The organism is Pseudomonas sp. 44 R 15 (assembly GCF_900004965.1).
Lineage (GTDB): Bacteria > Pseudomonadota > Gammaproteobacteria > Pseudomonadales > Pseudomonadaceae > Aquipseudomonas > Aquipseudomonas orientalis_A.
In genome coordinates, this window is the sequence record NZ_CVTU01000117.1 from 40,768 (window position 1) to 59,119 (window position 18,352).

Consider the following 18,352-nt stretch of genomic DNA (forward strand, 5'->3'; position numbering starts at 1 on the left):
CCATTCAGCCGCGCGCGGCGGCGATCTTGATCAGTTTGGCGTAGTAGAAGCCATCATGCCCGCCTTCCTGCGCGAGCAATTGGCGACCGTGCGGTTGTTTGATGCCGGCCGTGGTCGCGAGGTCCAGTTCCCGTGCGCCGCTGGTGCGGGCGAGGAAGGCTTGAATGACCTCGGTATTCTCGGTGGGCAAGGTGGAACAGGTGGCGTAAAGCAGAATGCCGCCGACTTCCAGGGTGGGCCACAGTGCGTCGAGCAGTTCGCCCTGCAGCACGGCCAGGGCGGCGATGTCGTCGGGTTGGCGGGTCAGCTTGATATCCGGGTGGCGGCGGATCACGCCGGTGGCCGAACAGGGCGCATCCAGCAGGATGCGCTGGAACGGTTTGCCGTCCCACCAGGTGGCGGTGTCGCGGCCGTCGGCGGCGATCAGCTCGGCGCTCAAACCCAGGCGTGCGAGGTTTTCCCTTACGCGCACCAGGCGTTTAGCTTCCAGGTCGACCGCTACCACACCGCCCAGGTCCTTTTCGACTTCCAGGATGTGACAGGTCTTACCGCCCGGTGCGCAGCAGGCGTCCAATACGCGTTGACCGGGTGCCAGGTCGAGCAGGTCGGCGGCCAGTTGTGCGGCTTCGTCCTGCACGCTGATCCAGCCCTCGGCAAAGCCCGGCAGGCTGCGCACGTCTGTGGCAGCCTGGAGCACGATACCGTCGACGCTGTACACGCACGGCGCGGCGTCGATGCCCGCCTCGCTGAGCAACTGCAGGTAGGCGTCGCGGCGGTGATGGCGACGGTTGACCCGCAGGATCATCGGCGGATGGGCATTGTTCGCCGCGCAAATGGCTTCCCATTGCTGCGGCCAGAACGCCTTCAGGGATTTTTGCAGCCAGCGCGGATGCGCGGTGCGCACCACCGGGTCATGTTCCAGCTCGGCCAGCAGCCCTTCGCTTTCGCGCTGGGCGCGGCGCAGCACGGCATTGAGCAAGGCCTTGGCCCAGGGTTTTTTCAGTTTGTCGGCGCAGCCCACCGTTTCACCGATGGCGGCGTGGGCCGGTACGCGGGTATAGAGCAGTTGATAGAGACCGACCAGCAGCAGCGCTTCAACATCGGCGTCGGCTGCCTTGAACGGTTTTTGCAGCAACTTGGCCGCCAACGCCGACAGCCTTGGCTGCCAACGCGCCGTGCCAAAGGCCAGGTCCTGGGTGAAACCGCGATCACGGTCTTCAACCTTATCCATCTGCACGGGCAGCGAACTGTTCAGCGATGCTTTGCCGTTGAGCACGGCGGCGAGGGCCTTGGCGGCGGCCAGACGCGGGTTCATTGGGCGACCACGCCGAGAACGGTGCCCAGGGCAAACTTCTCACGACGGCTGTTGAACAAATCGCTGAAATTAAGCGCCTTGCCACCGGGCAATTGCAGACGGGTCAGGCACAGCGCTTGTTCGCCGCACGCCACCAACAGGCCGTCTTTGCTGGCGCCGATGATTTCACCCGGAGCGCCTGTGCCCTCGGCCAGGGTCGCGGCCAATACTTTCAAGGCTTCGCCGTTGAGCGTGCTGTGGCAGACAGGCCATGGGTTGAACGCACGTACCAGGCGCTCAAGCTCCACGGCCGGGCGGCTCCAGTCGATGCGGGCTTCGTCTTTGTTCAGTTTGTGCGCGTAGGTGGCGAGGCTGTCGTCCTGCACCTCGCCTTCCAGGGTGCCGGCAGCAAGACCGGCGATGGCCTGGATGACGGCCGGCGGCCCCATTTCAGCCAGGCGATCGTGCAGGCTGCCGCCGGTGTCTTGGGCAGTGATCGGTGTGGTGACTTTGAGCAGCATCGGGCCGGTGTCCAGCCCTGCTTCCATGCGCATGACCGTCACGCCGCTTTCGCTGTCGCCAGCTTGCACCGCGCGCTGGATCGGCGCCGCTCCGCGCCAGCGTGGCAGCAACGAAGCGTGGCTGTTGATGCAGCCCAGGCGTGGGATATCGAGTACGGCCTGGGGCAGGATCAAGCCGTAGGCGACCACGACCAGCAGGTCCGGCTTGAGCGCGGCCAGTTCGGCCTGGGCATCCGCATTGCGCAGGGTCGGTGGTTGCAGCACGGTGATGTTGTGCTCAAGCGCCAGCTGCTTGACCGGGCTGGGCATCAGTTTTTGCCCGCGCCCGGCCGGGCGATCCGGCTGGGTGTACACCGCGACGATTTCATAGGGGCTGGCAAGCAGCGCCTTGAGGTGTTCGGCGGCAAATTCGGGTGTACCGGCAAAAACAATGCGCAGTGGCTCGGTCATCGGAGTTCTCGTTAAAAGCAGTCACAAAAGAAAAAGGCTTGCCGCAGCAAGCCTTTGGAAGGAGGGCATCAAGCTTGCTGGCGATGCTTTTTTTCCAGCTTCTTCTTGATCCGGTCACGTTTGAGCGTGGACAGGTAATCGACAAACAGCTTGCCGTTGAGGTGGTCGCACTCGTGCTGGATGCACACCGCCAACAGGCCTTCGGCAATCAGCTCGAACGGCTTGCCGTCGCGGTCCAGGGCCTTGATCTTCACGCGCAATGGGCGTTCGACGTTCTCGTAGAACTCCGGCACCGACAGGCAACCTTCCTGGTATTCGCCCATCTCGTCGGTCAGCGGTTCGAACTCGGGGTTGATGTACACCCGGGGTTCGCTGCGATCTTCGGACAGGTCCATGACCACGACGCGCAGATGCACGTTGACCTGGGTCGCGGCGAGGCCGATGCCCGGGGCTTCATACATTGTTTCAAACATGTCATCGACCAACTGACGAACCTTGTCGTCCACTACGGCCACCGGCTTGGCGATCGTGCGCAGGCGCGAGTCGGGAAATTCGAGGATGTTCAAAATAGCCATAAGCGTAATTGCTGCACATGTGAGGTAGAGGCAAATCGGCGGTGGGATGGACCCAGGCAGCCGGTGTGAAACGTTCGAAAGCCGCGAAGGCTATGGCGTTTCACGCGAACGTACATAATAAAGGAGATTGACCCCATGAGGAAATCGCTACTCGTCTTGCTGCTGTGGGCCCCGCTGGCCATGGCGCTGATTCCACAGCCCGGCCAGCGCCTGGACCCTGTCACGCAAAAGGCCATACAGGGCTTCCTGCTGCACAACCGCCTGCTCGATTCCCCCGAGGACCTGGATAACGCACCCTATATCGTCGCCGCCGAAGGTGGGCGCGTGCTGGGCGCCAACGGCGAGCGCGTCTACGCCAGGGGCAGTCTGGACCCGACCCAGCCGAACTACGGGATCTTCCGCCGAGGCAAGGTCTATACCGACCCCGACACCCGCGAACTGCTTGGAATCAATGCCGACGACATCGGCACCGCGCGCTTTGTGCTGAGCGATGATCTCACCACCCTGGCCGTGCAAAGGGTTACCCAGGAAGTGCGCCCAGGCGACCGCTTGCTGCGCGCCGAACCTGGCGTGGACCTGGCCAATCTGCAAACGCCTGCATCCGCCCCCTTTGTTGAAGGCCACATCATCGACATTCCCAAGGGCGTCACACAGATCGGCGTGCTGGATGCGGTGACCTTGAACAAGGGGCGCCGGGACGGTGTGGTCGAAGGCCAATTGCTCACGGTGATCAGGGCCGGCGCCTCGGTGCGCGACGCGCTGACAGGGGCCCCGACGCGACTCCCGGATGTGCGTGCCGGCACCCTGCTGGTGTTTCGCACCTATGAAAAACTCAGCTACGCCCTGGTTCTCAGCGCGTCCCGCCCGCTGGCCGTGATGGATCGTTTCGAGACTGACGATCAATCGCAATAAATAGCCTGCTAAATAAGTTACCAACAGAGTTATCCACAGCTTGTTGCGATCAAGGATGATCAGATGTTTCCGATAAACAGCAATCAAATTTCCCCGGCAGAGCTGGAAGCCCGGCTGCGCTTGCACCGGTTGCCGGAACTGGGTCCCAGGCGTTTTCACCGGTTGATCGAGGCGTTCGGTTCTGCGTCGAAAGCCATCAGTGCCCCTGCCAGCGCCTGGCGCGCGCTCGGGTTGCCGGCCGTCAGTGCCGATGCCCGGCGCAGTGTGGATATTCGTGATGGGGCCAGTGCGGCATTGGCCTGGCTGGCCCGCCCTGGCCAGCATTTACTGATGTGGGACCAGCCCGATTACCCTGCGCTGCTCGGCCAGACAGAGGGCGCTCCGCCGCTGTTATTCGTTGCCGGCGACCCATCGCTGCTGGAAAAACCGCAGTTGGCCGTGGTCGGCAGTCGTCGTGCTTCGCGCCCCGGCATGGACACCGCCGCCGCCTTTTCGCGCAGCCTGGCAAGCGCCGGTTTTGTCATCACCAGCGGCCTTGCGTTGGGTATCGATGGCGCGGCCCATCAGGCGGCATTGGACGTGGGCGGTCATACCATCGGTGTGCTCGGCACCGGTCTGGAAAAACTTTATCCACAGCGCCACAGGAAGCTGGCCGCGACCATGATTGACCAGGGCAGCGCCGTGGTTTCCGAGTTTCCACTGGACGCGCCACCCCAGGCCGGTAACTTTCCACGGCGCAATCGGATTATCAGCGGTTTGTCCCTGGGGGTCCTGGTGGTGGAAGCCAGCATCGCCAGCGGTTCGCTGATTACCGCACGGCTGGCGGCGGAACAAGGACGCGAGGTGTACGCCATTCCGGGTTCCATCCATCATCCGGCGGCCAAGGGCTGTCATCAGTTGATCCGCGATGGCGCGGTGCTGGTGGAAACCATCGAGCACATTCTTGAAGGCTTGCGCGGTTGGCAGGCGTTGTCACGCCCGGCCCCGGTACCGGTTGTGCATCCGCTGGTGGCGCTGTTGCACGCGGCCCCGCACACCAGCGAAGCCCTGGCGCTTGCCAGTGGACGGCCGCTGGCCCAGGTGCTGGCGAGCCTTACCGAGTTGGAACTCGAAGGCCGGGTGATCTGTGAAAGTGGGCGCTGGCTTGCGCGTGGCGAACGGTTGTAGCTGGGTTTTGCAACGAAGATCGGTAAACTGCCCAGAGCTTTAGTTCGGAGAGTAAACAATGGTCAACAGGTGGCGTGTGCTGGAAGCTGCACGAGAAATTCGCGCAGGTGCGGTGATTGCCTATCCGACCGAAGCGGTCTGGGGCCTGGGCTGCGACCCGTGGAATGAAGCAGCGGTGGACCGTTTGCTGGCGATCAAGAATCGCTCAGTGGATAAGGGCCTGATCCTGGTGGCCGATAATATCCGCCAGTTCGACTTCCTGTTCGAAGACTTTCCCGACACCTGGATCGAGCGCATGGCCAGCACCTGGCCTGGGCCGAATACCTGGCTGGTGCCCCACCAGGACTTGCTGCCGGAATGGGTCACGGGGGTGCATGACACCGTGGCGCTGCGGGTCAGTGACCATCCGCTGGTACGGGATTTGTGCGCCCAGGTCGGGCCGTTGATTTCCACGTCGGCCAACCCCCAGGGCCGCCCGGCCGCACGTACGCGGATTCGGGTGGAGCAGTATTTCCGCGGGCAGGTGGACCTTGTACTGGGCGGCGCCCTGGGTGGACGCAAGAACCCGAGCCTGATCCGTGACCTGGCGACGGGGGATGTGGTGCGACCGTCCTGAGACCGAGTCGCGCCTATCGGGGGCAAGCCCCCTCCCACATTTGATCGGTGTTCGTCGAGACACCTCGGTCAAGGGTGGGAGGGGGCTTGCCCCCGATGGCTTTCTTAAGGCAGCAGGATGGTTGAACCGGTCGTGCGCCGCCCGGACAACTCGGTCTGCGCCTTCGCCGCATCCGCCAGTGCATAGCGCTGGTTGATATCAATGCGCACCTTGCCGCTCTTGATCATCGAGAACAGGTCATCGGCCATCGCCTGCAAGTCCTTCGGGTTGCTCGCGTAGGTCGCCAGCGTCGGCCGCGTGACATACAGCGAGCCCTTCGCCGACAGAATCCCCAGGTTCACCCCGTCCACCGCGCCCGACGCATTCCCGAAACTCACCACCAGGCCTCGCGGTGCGACGCTGTCCAGCGACGTCAGCCAAGTGTCCTTGCCAACGCCGTCATACACCACGGGCACCTTTTTACCGTCAGTCAATTCCAGCACGCGCTGTGCGACATTTTCCTTGCTGTAATCGATGGTTTCCCAGGCGCCGAGGGATTTGGCCACGGCGGCTTTCTCCGGTGAGCTCACCGTGCCGATCAATTTCACGCCCAGCGCCTTGGCCCATTGGCAAGCCAGGGAGCCCACACCGCCTGCGGCGGCGTGGAACAGAATGGTTTCGCCGCCCTTCAGCTCATAGGTCTGGCGCAGCAGGTACTGTACGGTCAGGCCCTTGAGCATGGCACCGGCGGCCTGTTCGAAGCTGATTTCATCCGGCAGATGCACCAGGTTGGCCGCAGGCAATACATGCAACTGGCTGTAGGCGCCGAGCGGACCGCTGCCATAGGCCACGCGGTCGCCGACCTGGAATTGGCTGACTTCACTGCCTACGGCATCGACCACACCGGCGCCTTCGGCGCCCAGGCCCGAGGGCAAGGACGGTGGCGCGTAGAGGCCGCTGCGAAAATACGTGTCGATGAAGTTCAGGCCAATGGCTTCGTTGCGCACCCGAACCTGTTGTGGGCCAGGCTCCGCCGGCGTGTAGTCCACATACTCAAGCACATCGGGGCCACCATGGGCGCTGAACTGGATACGTTTGGCCATCTACCTTCTCCTTGGGTCGAATAAACGAAGGCCCCTATCGGACTCCTAAGCTTGATCTTCGTCAACTGCGACGACACGAGGTGCGGTGGTATCCTGTGCGCCCATTTGCCGCCGACGCCCAATGGCCTCGCGTAGCTTTGCCCGATTCAAGGTGATGCCATGACTACTCGCACCGAGGCTGTAAAAGCCTACCTGCTCGACCTGCAAGACCGTATTTGCAGTGCCCTGGAAACCTTCGAAACGGACACGCGCTTTATCGAAGACGCCTGGACCCGGCCTGCCGGTGGTGGCGGTCGCACCCGTGTGATTGAAAACGGGTCGGTCATCGAAAAAGGCGGCGTCAATTTTTCCCACGTGTTTGGCAGCGGCTTGCCCCCGTCCGCCAGTGCCCATCGCCCTGAACTGGCCGGTCGCGGCTTCGAGGCGCTGGGCGTATCGCTGGTGATCCATCCCCATAACCCGCACATACCGACTTCCCACGCCAATGTGCGCTTTTTCATTGCTGAAAAGGAAGGCGAAGAGCCGGTGTGGTGGTTTGGCGGAGGCTTTGACCTGACGCCTTATTACGGCAACGACGAAGACTGCATCCACTGGCATCGCGTGGCCGAGCAGGCCTGTGCGCCGTTCGGTGCGGACGTTTACCCGCGTTATAAAGCCTGGTGCGACAGCTATTTCCATATCAAGCACCGCAACGAGCCGCGTGGCATCGGCGGCCTGTTTTTCGATGACTTGAACGAATGGGGCTTCGACACCTGCTTTGCCTTCATCCGCGCCATCGGTGATGCCTACATCGACGCCTACCTGCCGATCATGCAGCGCCGCCAGGCGATGGCTTATACCGAACAGCAGCGTCAGTTCCAGGAGTTCCGCCGGGGCCGCTACGTTGAGTTCAACCTCGTCTATGACCGTGGCACCCTGTTCGGCCTGCAGTCGGGCGGGCGTACCGAGTCGATCCTGATGTCGCTGCCGCCGCAGGTGCGCTGGAGCTACGACTGGAAAGCCGAGGCCGGGAGCGAAGAAGCGCGCCTTACCGACTATTTCCTGCAGGACCGCGACTGGCTCGGCCTGACTGCGCCCAAGGCGGCAGTGTGATGGATCGCTATGTCGTCTTCGGCAACCCTATCGGCCACAGCAAGTCACCGTTGATTCACCGCCTGTTCGCCGAGCAGACCGGCGAGCAGATGGACTACAGCACACTGCTCGCGCCGCTGGAGGACTTCATCGGCTGTGCCCGTGAGTTCTTTCAACACGGCCGTGGGGCGAATGTCACCGTGCCGTTCAAGGAAGACGCTTTCCGGCTGGCCGACACCCTCAGCGAGCGCGCCCAACGCGCCGGCGCGGTGAATACCCTGAGCAAGCTGGCCGATGGCACGTTGCTCGGTGATAACACTGACGGCGCAGGCCTGGTGCGCGACCTCAAGGTCAACGCCGGGCTGGACCTGCAAGGCAAGCGCATCCTGCTGCTGGGCGCCGGTGGCGCGGTACGCGGCGCGTTGGAACCGTTGCTGGCCGAAAAACCCGCCTCACTGATCATTGCCAACCGCACCGTGGAAAAAGCCGAAGGCCTGGCCGAGCTGTTCAATGACCTGGGGCCGGTGTCCGCCAGTGGTTTCGACTGGCTGCGTGAGCCGGTGGACGTGATTATCAACGCCACGTCCGCCAGCTTGTCAGGCGACGTACCGCCGATTGCGGGCAGTTTGATCGAACCGGGCAAGACGTTCTGCTACGACATGATGTACGCCAAGGCGCCGACCGCCTTCTGTCGCTGGGCCGATGAGCGGGGTGCGGCGGTAGCGATGGATGGATTGGGCATGCTGGTTGAGCAGGCGGCCGAAGCGTTCTTTCTGTGGCGCGGCGTACGCCCGGAGTCGGCGCCGGTACTGGCCGAGCTGCGCCGCCAGTTGGCCTGACATATATCCAAATGTGGGAGGGGGCTTGCCCCCGATGGCGGTCTGTCAGCTACCCATGTGTTGGCTGAAGCACCGCTATCGGGGGCAAGCCCCCTCCCACAGTTTTGACCGTGTTCAGTCTTCGAAATGGATGGGGCAGTTTTCGGCGCCTTCCAGCTTCTTCAACTCTTCAACCACCTGCGGCCGGGCCCCGCGCAAGGTCAGGCTACGCCCCAACCCCGCCAACCGCCGCGCTTCCTGGTGCAGCATCTCTACCCCGGAGTAGTCGATAAAGTTGATCTGCTGCGCCTCGATCACCACCCGCTCGCCCTGCAAGCGTTGCAGGCGCACCTGCAGGTAGTGGCTGGCGCCAAAAAAGATCGAGCCACCCACGCGCAGGACATCCTCGTCACCGTCGCGCCATTGCTGCACCCGGGGTTGCGAGGTGCGCTTGAGGTAGAAAAACAGCGACGCCAGCACCCCGGCATAAATGGCCGTTTGCAGCTCCAGCAGCAAGGTCGCCACACACGTCAGCGCCATCACCGCGAATTCGGCGCGGCTCACGCGGTACAACGCACGGATGCCGCGGTGGTCCACCAGCCCCCAGCAGATCAACAGGATACTTGCCGCCATGCTCGGGATCGGAATGTGCGCGATCAACCCTGCGCCAAACAGCGCAAACAGCGCCACCCAGAGCGCGGAAAACACGCCGGCCAATGGCGAGCGGGCACCCGCCTCATAACTGAGCCCGGAGCGGGTGAACGAACCTGCCGACAGATAGCCGGAGAAAAATCCGCCGACGATATTGGATAAACCCTGGGCGCGAACTTCCTGATTGGCGTCGAGCAGTTGCTGCGAACGGGCCGACAGTGAGCGGGCAATCGACAGGCTGGTCACCAGCCCCAGCATGCCCACCGCCACAGCGCTCGGCAGCAGGCGCAGGATCGTGTCCAGGTCCATGGGCAACGGGCGCAAGGGTGGCAGCTTGCCGATGAACGAACTGACCAACGCCACCTGCCCGAACAGCGCCGGCCACAGCCATGTGGCGAGGCTGCCCAGGGCCAGGGCGATCAACAGGCTCGGCCAACGTGGCACCAGGTATTTGAGCAGTGCGCCGACCAGCAAGGTGCCCAGGCCCAGGATGAGCGAGGCGCGGTCCCACTCGCCGGCATGCTCGAGCAGCGCCAGCAGGCTGTTGATCGCGGTGGCCTGGCTCGGCAGGTCCAGCCCCAGCAGGTTGGGCAACTGCCCCAGAGCGATGACCACCGCGGCACCAAGAGTGAAACCGAGCACCACGGAATGGGAGACGAAATTCACCAGCGCGCCGAAGCGCAGCAGGCCCAGCAACCATTGGAACACACCGGCGAGGACGGTCAGCAGCAGGATCAAGGTGATGTAATCCTGGGAACCCGGCACCGCCAGCGGGCTGATACTGGCGTAGAGCACAATGGAAATTGCCGCCGTAGGACCGCAGATCAGGTGCCAGGACGAGCCCCACAGGCACGCGATCAACACCGGAATGATGGCCGCGTACAGCCCGTATTCCGGTGGGAGCCCGGCAATCAGTGCGTAGGCAATCGACTGTGGCAGCGCGAGTACGGCGCCGCTGAGGCCGACGATGGCGTCCCGGCCAACGCTGGCGCGGGTTTGGCACGGCAGCCAACTGAGGAAAGGGAACAGTGTGTAGCGGTTGGGCCGGGACATCGCAGGCTCGGGTAGAAAGGTTTGAGCCAGAGTATCAGGCTGCCAGTGATCGCTCCCACGCTCTGCGTGGGAATGCCTCTTGTGACGCTCCGCGTCACGGGTTTGAAAGCGGACGCAGAGCGTCCAGGGATGCATTCCCACGCGGAGCGTGGGAACGATCACGAGTGTGATCTTTAGAGGTTGGCTTTTACCGCTGCCAACGCATCCTTGCCATCCAGGGTTTTCACGCCCTCCAGCCACTTGTCCAACACCGCCGGATTGGCCTTGATCCAGGCCTTCGCGGCATCCGCATTGCTGACCTTGTTGTTGGCCACGTCAGCCATGATGCTGTTCTCCATGTCCTGGGTGAAACTCAGGTTGGTCAGCAGTTTCCCCACATTCGGGCAGGCTTGCGCGTAGCCCTTGCGGGTCAAGGTGTAGACACTGCCGGTGCTGCCAAAATACTGCTCGCCGCCTGTGAGGTAGTGCATTTTCAGTTGCACGTTCATGGGGTGCGGCGTCCAGCCGAGGAAGGTGACGAAGCGCTGTTTCTTCACCGCTCGCGAAACTTCGGCGAGCATCGCCTGTTCACTCGACTCCACCAGCTTCCACTGGCCGAGGTCAAAGTCATTCTTCTTGATGATCTCCTGCAGCGAGATATTCGCCGGCGCGCCGGAGCCGATGCCGTAGATCTTCTTGCCGAATCGGTCGGCGAATTTATTCAGGTCGGCAAAATCATGCACGCCCGCGTCCCACACGTAGTCCGGCACGGCGAGGGTGAACTCGGTGCCGTCGAGGTTCTTCGCCAACTGTACGACATCGCCATTGGCCACGAACTTGTCATAGAAGCCTTGCTGCGCCGGCATCCAGTTGCCCATGAACACGTCAACCTGGCCATCCTTGAGCCCGCCAAAGGTAATCGGCACGGCCAGGGTGTCGACCTTGGGCGTGTAGCCCATGCCGGTCAGCAGAAAACCGGTGATGGCGTTGGTCGCCGCAATGTCGCTCCAGCCGGGATCGGCCATTTTCACCGTTTCGCAACTTGAGTCCGCAAATGCATTGGCGCTGCTCAACGCCAGGATGCCCAGCACTACCGTTAACTTTTGCATGGCCTTCCCTCTGTATTTTTTAGTGTTGGCAGGGTTGTGGATAACGTGCCTTGCGCTCCAGGTCGTCGAGGTCGATATGGTTGCGCATGTACTGCTGACTGGCGTCCACCAGTGGCTGGTGATCCCAGCTCTTGAGTTTGCCCTGGGTCAGTGCTTGGAACACCAGGCGACGGCGGCGTTGGCTGGCGAGCACCTGTTGGTGGATCGCCGGGATGTCCCACTTGGCCCGCGCCTCGTTTAAAAACGCCTCGAACAGTGGCCGGTGCTCCGGTGACTGGCTGAGGTTCTCCCGCTCGTGCGGGTCGTTGTGTACATCGAACAGTAGACAAGGGTCGTCTTCGCTGTAGATGAATTTGTAGGCGCCCCGGCGAATCATCATCAGCGGGCTGATGGTGCCTTCGGCCATGTATTCGCCAAACACTTCGTCGTGCCCGCCCTCGCCTTGCAAATGTGGCAGCAGCGAACGGCCATCCAGGGGCAGGCGCGGGTCCAGCTCGCCGCCGGCCAACTCCACCAGGGTGGGCAACAGGTCGGCGGTCGAGACGGCCTGGGTCACACGGCGCGCCGCAAATTGCCCCGGCGCACTGATCAACAGCGGCACGCGGGCGGCCATTTCGAACCAGTGCATTTTGTACCAGAGGCCGCGCTCGCCCAGCATGTCGCCGTGGTCGCCGGAGAAGATGATGATGGTGTCATCGGCCAGGCCGGTGTCTTCCAGGGTTTGCAGCAGCTTGCCGACATTGCTGTCGATGTAGCTGCACGCGCCGAAATAGGCACGCCGTGCATCGCGGATCTTATCCACAGGCAGCGGCTTGTCCCACAGGTCGTAGACCTTGAGCAGACGCTGGGAGTGCGGGTCGAGATCGCCCTGGGCCGGCGTTGCAGGCAAGGGAATGTCGCTGTCCTCGTACAGGTCCCAGAACGGTTTGGGAATGGTGTACGGGTCATGGGGATGGGTCATCGACACGGTCAGGCAGAACGGTTGCTCGCCGTCCTCGCGGATATGATCGAACAGATATTGCCGGGCCTTGAACACCACCTCTTCGTCGAAGTCCAGCTGGTTGGTGCGCACACAGGGTCCGGCTTGCAGCACCGAAGCCATGTTGTGATACCAGCTGGGGCGTACATCCGGCTCATCCCAGTTCACCGCCCAACCATAGTCCGCCGGGTAGATGTCGCTGGTCAGGCGCTCTTCATAGCCGTGCAACTGGTCGGGACCGCAGAAATGCATCTTGCCCGACAGCGCCGTGCGGTAGCCGAGGCGACGCAGGTAGTGGGCATAGGTCGGCACATCGGCGGGGAAATCCGCCGCGTTGTCGTAGGCGCCTATCTTGCTCGGCAACTGGCCGCTGACCAGCGTGAAGCGCGAAGGCGCACACAGCGGGCTGTTGCAGTAGGCGGCGTCGAAGACCACGCCCTGTTCGGCGAGGCGGCTCAGGTGGGGCAGCTTGATCGGGGAAGGTCCGTAGAACGGCAGCAGCGGCGCGGCCATTTGATCGGCCATGATGAAAAGAATGTTCTTGCGCTTCATGGTTTCTCGGCATTCCATAGGCGGTGTTTATGCCACTGAGCATGCGGCCCATGAAAAACGTGGTAAAGCCCATGAATAACAATACCTAGGATAAGCACAGCTTATGTATGAAGCGCTGGGTGACCTCTCCCTCGACCTGCTGCGCGCGTTCGAAGCGGCTGCGCGGCAGCGCAGTTTTACCGCCGCCGCGATGGAGTTGGGCACCACCCAACCGGCCATCAGCCAGCAGATCAAACGGCTTGAAGAGCAGTTGGCGATCCGCTTGTTCGATCGCATCTACCGTGGCATCGAATTGACCGACGCCGGCGCCCTGCTGTTCGAACACGTGCAGGCCGGCCTGCAAACCATCAACCTGGGCCTGAGCACCGTCACCCGGCAGGACCAGCACGAAGTGCTGCAAGTGGCCACCGACTTCGCCTTTGCCGCCTACTGGCTGATGCCGCGCCTGCATCGGTTCCACGAGGCCAACCCGCAGGTTGACGTGAGCCTGGTGACCAGCGAGCGCAACCACGCCAGCCTGCGCAGCGACATCGACGTGGCCGTGCTGTTTGGCGATGGACGCTTCAAGCAAGGCGACAGCCTTTGGTTGTTCAATGAGGAAGTGTTCCCGGTGTGCAGCCCCCAGTGGCTCAAGAACCAGGCCACTGCGCTGACGGTGCAGACCCTGCCGGACTACCCCCTGCTGCACTTGCGTCAGGAAAACAATCGCCATTGGTTCGATTGGGCCGGTGTGTTTCGCGAGCTGGGTATCAGCGCCGCGCCCACCCCTGGCCAGTTGCGTTTCGACAATTACACGCTGCTGATTCAGGCGGCTATTGCCGGCCAGGGCGTCGCGATCGGCTGGCGCCACCTGGTGGATAACCTGCTGGAGCAGAACTGGCTGTGCAGACCGATCAGCGAGACGGTGGTCTCGCGCTTCGGCTATTACGTGGTGCAGCCCCAGCGCAAGCGTCGCGGGCAGTTGGTCGAACGGTTTGTCGATTGGCTGCTGGCGGAGCAGGCCGGCAGTGCGCAGTCATTGACCGGGCTGGCCCTGCCATCGATTGCGGTCTAGGCCCGGCGCTTTCCAAGCTAATGCAATGCTCATTTTCCCAGGAAGATGTATGATTTTTCGCGTTATTCTCCCAATATATGGGACTGATATTTATATATTGAGATATTACAAAGCTTAGGTTTATATTCGCCCATCTGCTTTTTTCAGCACCCACTCATTTCAGGTGAAGCGATGCAGGCGCAATTGATCGCGCTCGATTGGGGAACCAGCTCCCTTCGTGCTTACAAACTAGGCCCCGCCGGCGTGGTGCTGGAACGACGCTCACTGGCGTCGGGCATCATGCATTTGCCCAGCGAACCGCGTGACATTGCAGGCGTGCGCTGCAGCAATGGTTTCGAGCTGGCCTTCGATAGCGCCTGTGGGGACTGGCTCGACGCCCAGCCCGACCTGCCGGTGATTGCCTGCGGCATGGTCGGCAGCGCACAGGGCTGGAGCGAAGCGGCTTACCGCAACACCCCGGTGGATGTGGCGAGCCTGGGGCAGGCGCTGCATAAGGTGCGCAGCGTGCGTGGGGTTGATGTGCATATCGTGCCGGGCGTGATCGAACAGGTCGGCCTGCCCAATGTGATGCGCGGCGAAGAAACCCAGGTGCTCGGTGTGCTGCACGGGCTTGCGAGCGACGTATTGATTGGCCTGCCGGGCAGCCATTCCAAATGGGTCGAGGTCGTCGAAGGCTGTATCACTCACTTCGACACCTTCATGACCGGTGAGCTGTTCGCCGTCTTGAGCCAGCACAGCATCCTGGGGCGTACCCAGCAATCATCGGAACATTTCCAGACCGAGGCGTTTGACCGCGGCGTGCATGTGGCTCTTTCGGCAGATGGCCGGCGCGGCGTGCTCTCGACGCTGTTCAGTGCCCGCACCCTTGGCCTGACTGCCCAACTGACGCCCGAGCAGCAGCCCGACTACCTGTCCGGCCTGCTGATCGGTCATGAACTGGCCGGTTTACCCGACAGCGCAAAACCCAAGCCGATCGTCCTGGTCGGTGCCGCCCCCCTCTGCGCTCGCTATCAACGTGCCCTCGCGCTGTGCGGCTTCACCGACGTCAGCCTGGCGCAGGCCGCCAGCGAGCGCGGTTTGTGGCAACTGGCCGTGGCGGCCGGGCTCACTCAACCTGTAACGGAGGCCTGACATGCTTAAAACAGCACTCGCACAAAACGGTCTGATCGCGATTCTGCGCGGCGTGCGCCCGGACGAAGCCGAAGCCGTCGGCCAGGCGCTGTACCAGGCCGGTTTTCGCGTCATCGAAGTACCGCTTAACTCGCCGGACCCCTACACCAGCATCCGCACCCTGCGCGACAGCCTGCCCGCCGATTGCCTGATTGGTGCCGGTACGGTGCTGACGCCCGAGCAGGTCGAGCAGGTCAAGGCCGCCGGCGGCCAGGTGATCGTGATGCCCCACAGCGATGCCAGGGTATTGCGGGCGGCGAAAGCGGCGGGCCTGTATCTGTCGCCGGGCGTCGCCACGCCGACCGAAGCCTTTGCCGCACTGGCCGAAGGCGCCGACGTATTGAAACTGTTCCCGGCCGAGCAAATGGCCCCGGCGGTGATCAAGGCGTGGCTTGCGGTATTGCCGGCGGGCACGTTGCTGCTGCCGGTGGGCGGTATCACGCCGGACAACATGCAAGTGTTCACCGACGCCGGCGCCAAGGGCTTCGGGCTGGGCTCCGGATTGTTCAAACCGGGTATGAGCGTAGAGCAGGTTGCGAGCCGCGCCCAGGCTTATGTCGCGGCCTGGAAAGCCCTGAGCTGAGTTCAAGTTCCGCGCCTGCTGGCGCTGCATCTATAAGAGAGACAACAGATGAAAATCACCAAACTGACGACCTTCATCGTCCCGCCGCGCTGGTGCTTCCTCAAGGTCGAAACCGACCAGGGCGTCACCGGCTGGGGTGAGCCCGTGGTTGAGGGTCGCGCCCACACCGTGGCCGCTGCCGTTGAAGAATTGTCCGACTACCTGATCGGCAAAGACCCACGCAATATCGAAGACATCTGGACCGTGCTCTATCGCGGCGGTTTCTACCGCGGTGGCGCTGTGCACATGAGCGCCCTCGCCGGTATCGACCAGGCGTTGTGGGACATCAAGGGCAAGGCCCTGGGCGTGTCCGTCAGCGACCTGCTGGGCGGCCAGGTGCGTGACAAGATCCGTGTGTATTCGTGGATTGGTGGCGACCGCCCGGCCGACACGGCCCGCGCGGCCAAAGAGGCTGTGGCCCGTGGTTTCACTGCGGTGAAAATGAACGGCACCGAAGAGCTGCAGTTCGTCGACAGCTTCGAAAAAGTCGACCTGGCCCTGGCCAACGTCGCTGCCGTGCGCGATGCGGTCGGCCCTAATGTCGGCATTGGCGTCGATTTTCATGGCCGCGTGCACAAGCCCATGGCCAAGGTGCTGATGAAGGAACTGGACCCGTACAAGCTGATGTTCATCGAAGAACCGGTGCTCAGCGAAAACTACGAAGCCCTCAAGGAACTGGCCCCCCTGACCAGCACCCCGATTGCCCTGGGTGAGCGCCTGTTCTCGCGCTGGGATTTCAAGCGCGTGCTCAGTGAAGGCTATGTCGACATCATCCAGCCGGATGCGTCCCACGCCGGCGGCATCACCGAAACCCGCAAGATCGCCAACATGGCCGAAGCCTACGACGTGGCCCTGGCCCTGCACTGCCCGCTGGGCCCGATTGCCCTGGCGGCGTGTCTGCAATTGGACGCTGTGTGCTACAACGCGTTTATCCAGGAACAAAGCCTGGGCATCCATTACAACGAGAGCAACGACCTGCTCGATTATGTGCGCGACCCGGGCGTATTCGACTATGACCAGGGCTTTGTGAAGATCCCCAACGGGCCGGGCCTGGGCATCGAGATCAACGAGGAATACGTGGTCGAGCGCGCGGCCATCGGCCACCGCTGGCGCAACCCGATCTGGCGCCATGCCGACGGCAGTTTCGCCGAGTGGTGATGTCGCCCTGAAGAAACGCGGTAAAAATGTGGGAGGGGGCTTGCCCCCGATTGCGGTGTGTCATCCACCGATGTATTGGCTGTTCCACCGCCATCGGGGGCAAGCCCCCTCCCACATTTGATTCGGTTTTTTCAGACAGCTCAGTTTCAGACCTCAATAAACATAAAAAGAGGCACTTCCCCATGCACCCTGAATCCCTCACCGGACAGGCTCCTGTAGTCACGCCTAGCCGAAAGCGCTTCTTTATCATGGTGCTGCTGTTCATCACCGTGGTGATCAACTACCTCGACCGCAGCAACCTGTCGATTGCCGCTCCCGCGCTGACCAGCGAGCTGGGCATTGACCCGGTCCATGTCGGGCTGATTTTCTCGGCGTTCGGCTGGACCTACGCCGCGATGCAGATCCCTGGCGGCTGGTTGGTCGACCGTGTGCCCCCGCGCATTCTCTACACCGCCGCCCTGCTGCTGTGGTCCATCGCCACCGTCATGCTCGGCTTTGCCGCCAGCTTCATTGCGTTGTTTGTGTTGCGCATGGCCGTCGGTGCCCTGGAGGCCCCGGCCTACCCGATCAACAGCCGGGTCGTGACCACCTGGTTTCCCGAGCGCGAGCGCGCCACGGCGATTGGCGTCTACACCTCCGGGCAGTTCGTCGGGCTGGCGTTTCTCACCCCCGTGCTGGCCTGGCTGCAACATGCATTCGGCTGGCACATGGTGTTCGTCGCCACCGGTGGCGTCGGCATTTTATGGGCGCTGATCTGGTACGCGGTGTACCGCGAGCCCAAGGATTTCAAGGGCGCCAACGCGGCGGAAATCCAGTTGATCCGTGACGGCGGTGGCCTGGTGGATATGCAGGAAAAAGCCAGCAAGGCACCGTTCAGCTGGGTTGACCTGGGCATTGTGCTGAGCAAGCGCAAGTTGTGGGGCATCTACCTTGGGCAGTTCTGCCTGAATTCCACCCTGTGGTTTTTCCTGACCTGGTTCCCGACCTATCTGGTGAAGTATCGCGGTATGGACTTCATCAAGTCCGGTCTGCTCGCCTCACTGCCGTTTCTGGCGGCGTTCGTCGGTGTTCTGTGCTCCGGGATTTTTTCCGACTGGCTGATTCGCCGGGGCGCGTCGGTAGGCTTTGCGCGCAAGTTGCCGATCATCGGCGGGCTGCTGATTTCCACCGCGATCATCGGCGCCAACTACGTGGACTCCACCGCCTGGGTGATCGCATTCCTGGCGCTGGCGTTCTTCGGCAATGGGCTGGCGTCGATCACCTGGTCGCTGGTATCCACGCTGGCACCTGCTCGTTTGTTGGGGCTGACCGGTGGCGTGTTCAACTTCATCGGCAACCTGTCGGCGATTGCTACGCCGATCGTGATTGGATTTCTTGCCAGCGGTGATTCGTTTGCGCCGGCCATTACCTATATCGCGGTGCTGGCGCTGCTTGGCGCGCTTTCCTACGTGCTGCTGGTGGGCAAGGTCGAGCGGATTGAGCTGTGAAACAAGGCGACCCTGAGGCATTCCCACGCAGA

The 18,352-nt window shown here is 62.5% G+C and carries 17 protein-coding genes; 10 read left to right on the forward strand and 7 right to left on the reverse strand.

From position 1 onward, the window contains the following. Positions 1-4: 4 nt before the first annotated feature. From rsmB to def, 3 genes are all read right to left on the reverse strand, one after another. On the reverse strand, positions 5-1,315 hold the full coding sequence (rsmB, locus tag BFP93_RS24515) for a 16S rRNA (cytosine(967)-C(5))-methyltransferase RsmB (RefSeq protein ID WP_065895241.1): 1,311 nt from the start codon (positions 1,313-1,315) through the stop codon (positions 5-7). Beyond that, positions 1,312-2,265, reverse strand: a complete 954-nt coding sequence (fmt, locus tag BFP93_RS24520; protein ID WP_065895242.1) for a methionyl-tRNA formyltransferase — start codon at positions 2,263-2,265, stop codon at positions 1,312-1,314. The genes rsmB and fmt overlap by 4 nt, the downstream gene beginning before the upstream one ends. A 68-nt stretch (positions 2,266-2,333) precedes the next feature. After that, the gene (gene def / locus BFP93_RS24525; RefSeq protein ID WP_005783383.1) at positions 2,334-2,840 is read right to left on the reverse strand and encodes a peptide deformylase; all 507 of its coding nucleotides are present in this window, start codon (positions 2,838-2,840) and stop codon (positions 2,334-2,336) included. Between the two features lie 135 nt (positions 2,841-2,975). Here def and BFP93_RS24530 point away from each other — a divergent pair, with 135 nt between their 5' ends. The 3 genes from BFP93_RS24530 (at position 2,976) to BFP93_RS24540 (ending at position 5,535) form a co-directional block, all read left to right on the forward strand. Next, positions 2,976-3,752: a peptidoglycan-binding protein gene (locus BFP93_RS24530; protein ID WP_065895243.1), complete on the forward strand. Its 777-nt coding sequence runs from the start codon at positions 2,976-2,978 to the stop codon at positions 3,750-3,752. A 63-nt stretch (positions 3,753-3,815) separates the two neighbouring features. Next, positions 3,816-4,919, forward strand: a complete 1,104-nt coding sequence (gene dprA, locus BFP93_RS24535) for a DNA-processing protein DprA (protein ID WP_065895244.1) — start codon at positions 3,816-3,818, stop codon at positions 4,917-4,919. A 58-nt stretch (positions 4,920-4,977) separates the two neighbouring features. Continuing rightward, positions 4,978-5,535 carry an L-threonylcarbamoyladenylate synthase gene (locus BFP93_RS24540; protein WP_065886727.1) on the forward strand — a complete coding sequence of 186 codons (558 nt, stop codon included), beginning with the start codon at positions 4,978-4,980 and terminating at the stop codon, positions 5,533-5,535. Positions 5,536-5,639: 104 nt separating this feature from the next. On the opposite strand, the gene BFP93_RS24545 is transcribed toward BFP93_RS24540, so the two are convergent. Further along, a complete protein-coding gene (locus BFP93_RS24545) occupies positions 5,640-6,617 on the reverse strand; it encodes a quinone oxidoreductase family protein (RefSeq protein WP_065895245.1) in 978 nt (325 codons plus the stop codon). Positions 6,618-6,776: 159 nt separating this feature from the next. Between BFP93_RS24545 and hemF the strand changes: the two genes are divergently transcribed. Together hemF and aroE are read left to right on the forward strand one after the other, a co-directional pair. Next, positions 6,777-7,709 carry an oxygen-dependent coproporphyrinogen oxidase gene (gene hemF, locus BFP93_RS24550; RefSeq protein ID WP_065895246.1) on the forward strand — a complete coding sequence of 311 codons (933 nt, stop codon included), beginning with the start codon at positions 6,777-6,779 and terminating at the stop codon, positions 7,707-7,709. Beyond that, positions 7,709-8,527, forward strand: a complete 819-nt coding sequence (aroE, locus tag BFP93_RS24555) for a shikimate dehydrogenase (protein ID WP_065895247.1) — start codon at positions 7,709-7,711, stop codon at positions 8,525-8,527. Before hemF ends, aroE begins: the two co-directional genes overlap by 1 nt. A gap of 114 nt (positions 8,528-8,641) precedes the next feature. Here the strand turns inward: aroE and BFP93_RS24560 are convergent, their stop codons facing one another. From BFP93_RS24560 to betC, 3 genes are all read right to left on the reverse strand, one after another. Beyond that, on the reverse strand, positions 8,642-10,210 hold the full coding sequence (locus BFP93_RS24560) for a SulP family inorganic anion transporter (RefSeq protein ID WP_065895248.1): 1,569 nt from the start codon (positions 10,208-10,210) through the stop codon (positions 8,642-8,644). Positions 10,211-10,383: 173 nt separating this feature from the next. Next, positions 10,384-11,298: a choline ABC transporter substrate-binding protein gene (gene choX, locus BFP93_RS24565; protein WP_065895249.1), complete on the reverse strand. Its 915-nt coding sequence runs from the start codon at positions 11,296-11,298 to the stop codon at positions 10,384-10,386. A 19-nt stretch (positions 11,299-11,317) separates the two neighbouring features. Further along, positions 11,318-12,829, reverse strand: coding sequence for a choline-sulfatase (gene betC / locus BFP93_RS24570; RefSeq protein WP_065895250.1), 1,512 nt, complete (start codon positions 12,827-12,829; stop codon positions 11,318-11,320). Positions 12,830-12,932: 103 nt separating this feature from the next. Here betC and BFP93_RS24575 point away from each other — a divergent pair, with 103 nt between their 5' ends. The 5 genes from BFP93_RS24575 to BFP93_RS24595 all read left to right on the forward strand — a co-directional run bounded on the left by BFP93_RS24575 (position 12,933) and on the right by BFP93_RS24595 (position 18,320). Then, positions 12,933-13,883, forward strand: coding sequence for a choline sulfate utilization transcriptional regulator (locus BFP93_RS24575; RefSeq protein WP_065886734.1), 951 nt, complete (start codon positions 12,933-12,935; stop codon positions 13,881-13,883). Between the two features lie 171 nt (positions 13,884-14,054). Then, the gene (locus tag BFP93_RS24580) at positions 14,055-15,014 is read left to right on the forward strand and encodes a 2-dehydro-3-deoxygalactonokinase (protein ID WP_065895251.1); all 960 of its coding nucleotides are present in this window, start codon (positions 14,055-14,057) and stop codon (positions 15,012-15,014) included. A gap of 1 nt (position 15,015) precedes the next feature. Beyond that, positions 15,016-15,636 (forward strand): 2-dehydro-3-deoxy-6-phosphogalactonate aldolase, encoded by a 621-nt coding sequence (locus BFP93_RS24585; RefSeq protein WP_065886736.1) that lies wholly within the window; start codon positions 15,016-15,018, stop codon positions 15,634-15,636. A 48-nt stretch (positions 15,637-15,684) separates the two neighbouring features. Further along, entirely contained in the window at positions 15,685-16,833 is a 1,149-nt protein-coding gene (dgoD, locus tag BFP93_RS24590; protein WP_003187297.1) for a galactonate dehydratase, read from the forward strand. A 182-nt stretch (positions 16,834-17,015) separates the two neighbouring features. Continuing rightward, the gene (locus BFP93_RS24595; RefSeq protein WP_065895252.1) at positions 17,016-18,320 is read left to right on the forward strand and encodes an MFS transporter; all 1,305 of its coding nucleotides are present in this window, start codon (positions 17,016-17,018) and stop codon (positions 18,318-18,320) included. Positions 18,321-18,352 lie beyond the last annotated feature (32 nt).